5 protein-coding genes are annotated in these 2,428 nt (G+C 38.5%); all 5 read left to right on the top strand.

Annotated features, from left to right (window positions below; all coding sequences use genetic code 11):
* The first annotated feature begins 67 nt into the window (after positions 1-67).
* Entirely contained in the window at positions 68-514 is a 447-nt protein-coding gene (locus tag ACFQNG_RS18585; RefSeq protein ID WP_379867409.1) for a hypothetical protein, read from the top strand.
* A gap of 243 nt (positions 515-757) precedes the next feature.
* Positions 758-985 (top strand): hypothetical protein, encoded by a 228-nt coding sequence (locus tag ACFQNG_RS18580; protein WP_379867408.1) that lies wholly within the window; start codon positions 758-760, stop codon positions 983-985.
* A 306-nt stretch (positions 986-1,291) separates the two neighbouring features.
* Positions 1,292-1,558: a hypothetical protein gene (locus tag ACFQNG_RS18575; protein ID WP_379867407.1), complete on the top strand. Its 267-nt coding sequence runs from the start codon at positions 1,292-1,294 to the stop codon at positions 1,556-1,558.
* A 16-nt stretch (positions 1,559-1,574) separates the two neighbouring features.
* Positions 1,575-2,132 (top strand): SMI1/KNR4 family protein, encoded by a 558-nt coding sequence (locus ACFQNG_RS18570; protein ID WP_379867406.1) that lies wholly within the window; start codon positions 1,575-1,577, stop codon positions 2,130-2,132.
* Between the two features lie 85 nt (positions 2,133-2,217).
* A partial coding sequence (locus ACFQNG_RS18565; protein WP_379867405.1) for an RHS repeat-associated core domain-containing protein occupies positions 2,218-2,428 on the top strand: 211 nt, incomplete at its 3' end.

Here is a 2,428-nt window from a genome sequence, read left to right as displayed (position 1 = left end):
TTTAGTTGAAAAAGGGTGAAAAAGCGAGCTTAAGATACACTCTGTCCAAAATTAAGGGGTTAATCGGATGTTATTAAAAGAGGTGCAGGGAATTTTAGAATTAGGTGATTTAACAAAAAAAGAGTTGGAACTAGAACGATTAGATTTTGATTTTGTTTTAGGTAGAATTAATATAGAAGAAGTTACATCAATAATAAATTTATTAATCAAAGAAGCTTTAATTGAGAAAAATAAAGAGCTAAGGATGTTATTATTGTCAATTATCATTAATGCGTTGTCACACTATTATGGTGATTATCACAGAGATGAGATTAATTGGAACTTAATTGTTGAAGGACTCGACATATTCCCAGATGATATAGAAGAAATGATTGAGATAATAGGATTTTCTGGGGACACAAAATATATATCGGTGTTAGAAAAATATGTGTGTTATCCAGAGGATGATATACGCGAATCTGCGAGAGAGGCTATCGAATCGATCAAAAATTACCAGAAGAGCAAAAGCCGATGACTACATTAAATCATTTTGCTGGATGTTGAAAAGTTATTTCGTTCACAGACATTGACGAAAAATTAAGCGTCTTTTTGAGGTCCAATTCTTAGCAGTTTTTTATTGTATGCATACTTAAATCTATAGAATTGGATAGTATCAAACAGCAAACGTCATGACCTGGAGTTTAAAAAATATGTTGATTTTAGGGTTGTCCGGGATTTGTTGGGAACTCCTTTAAAGGATAATTGGGTACCGTTACAAATGAAAGTGGTAGAAGACAAACGAAGAAAAAAGCGACCCATCGGGGATTTTCCTTGGTTTTTACCGGATCTTATCGCCATGAGCAAACGGGCCAAAGAGGCAATGGAAGACCTGTTAGCACCCCATGGGGAATTTTTGTTGGTGGAATGTGACTTTGGAGAATATTATTTGTATAATGCGTTTGCTGTCTTGGATGCATTAGATGATGAGAAGACCATTGGGGATTGATTCGATGATGGACGATTATTTGCGATTAAAAAGCATGTGTTCATTAAGGAACGGTTACTAAGGGAAGACGGTACCATCCGGTCTCCTATTTTTAGAATTAATAACTGGAAAAGCCCTCTTTATGTCATGGAATCTTTTATTGAAAGAGTAAAGGAGCATGGATCGAAGGGTTTAGACTGTGAATTGGTCTGGGAAGCTTAACAAAGGATAGTAAACCAACCTTCCTACATGCTTAAAAGCCGAAGTCTAACAAAATGGACTTCGGTTTTTCTTTTTCTTAGCCGTTTCATTCCCGGCGCGGGCGCGGTGAAATCCAATGAAGGTATATCCAAGGAGAAGCTGCAAACCACCTCCGAGTATCCATTCTTGGTGAAGGACCAAAGGCTGGGTTGTGGCGAAGAATCTGAACCCGGGCGACATGGATCAGTTACAGCAAGAGTAGATTGGAATAACATAAGTGCAAAAGAAATTCACGATTTATCGGAAGAAATGTTTGATGCTGCGAAAGTTTCTAAAGAAGTAAGAAATAACTACTACCAGAAATTTCACCAGTATATTTATAGTTTGGATTAGAAATGGTGATGATTTAATGGACATTTGTCAAACAATTAAAGGTTTACAGAGTTTATCTGATGTAGAGATTGACAAGCCGTCTGGTTTACCTCGAGTAGTAGAAAATCAGTGTTTGCCCGATGATTTGCAATTGTTTTATGAAAAATTTGGAGGCGTAACTCTATTCCCTCATGCAGAAAATACTTATCGTATTGTTCAGCCACAGGAGTTTAAGCTAGCTAATCCAATACTCATTGCCGATGAAGAATTACTCGAACTTGAACTAAACCGAGGAAATACACAGTTACTATTTACATCTGAGTGTTATGTGTTGGTTGATTTAGGTGATGCAAACTATATTGTGATTGATTTAAACAAAGAAAGACATGGCTTGTGTTATCTCGGTTTTTGGGACTCTTTTGGAGTAATTGGAGAAACACCAATTATTGCAAAATCATTTAAGGAATTACTGCAAAAGATGATAGAAAGTGAAGGAGAAGAAGTATGGTTCTTTGAGAAAGAGGACTTTCAAGATTATGGAGATGCTTTTATCGTTGCCGGAGTAGAAGAATTTGATCCAGATAATATTGATTGAGATTAATGTATGTTAGTTGGGGCTGTTGGCAATCCAGTCAACAGCCTTTTTATATACAGAAGCTATACACAACAGAAACATCAACTTGCTGCGGGATTACGACCCGGCGACCGGCCGCTTCATCATCCCGGACAGCCATGAAGGGGAAGAAGACGACCCGATCACCCTGAACCGTTACCTGTACGCCGAAGGGGACCCGGTCAACAATATCGACCCGGAAGGCTTCTGGCTAAGCTGGGGCCGCATCTGGAAAGGCGTGAAGCGCGCCGCCAAAAAAGCGTACAACGTCGCCATCG

This window comes from Laceyella putida (assembly GCF_042665195.1).
Classification (GTDB): domain Bacteria; phylum Bacillota; class Bacilli; order Thermoactinomycetales; family Thermoactinomycetaceae; genus Laceyella; species Laceyella putida.
This window is presented reverse-complemented; position numbering and strand designations above follow the sequence as displayed.

What these genes read in the sequence shown, in the direction of transcription:
- ACFQNG_RS18570 (WP_379867406.1), top strand. Translation starts at nt 1,575, where the DNA reads ATGGACATTTGTCAAACAATTAAAGGTTTACAGAGTTTATCTGATGTA.
- ACFQNG_RS18585 (WP_379867409.1), top strand. Translation starts at nt 68, where the DNA reads ATGTTATTAAAAGAGGTGCAGGGAATTTTAGAATTAGGTGATTTAACA.
- ACFQNG_RS18580 (WP_379867408.1), top strand. Translation starts at nt 758, where the DNA reads ATGAAAGTGGTAGAAGACAAACGAAGAAAAAAGCGACCCATCGGGGAT.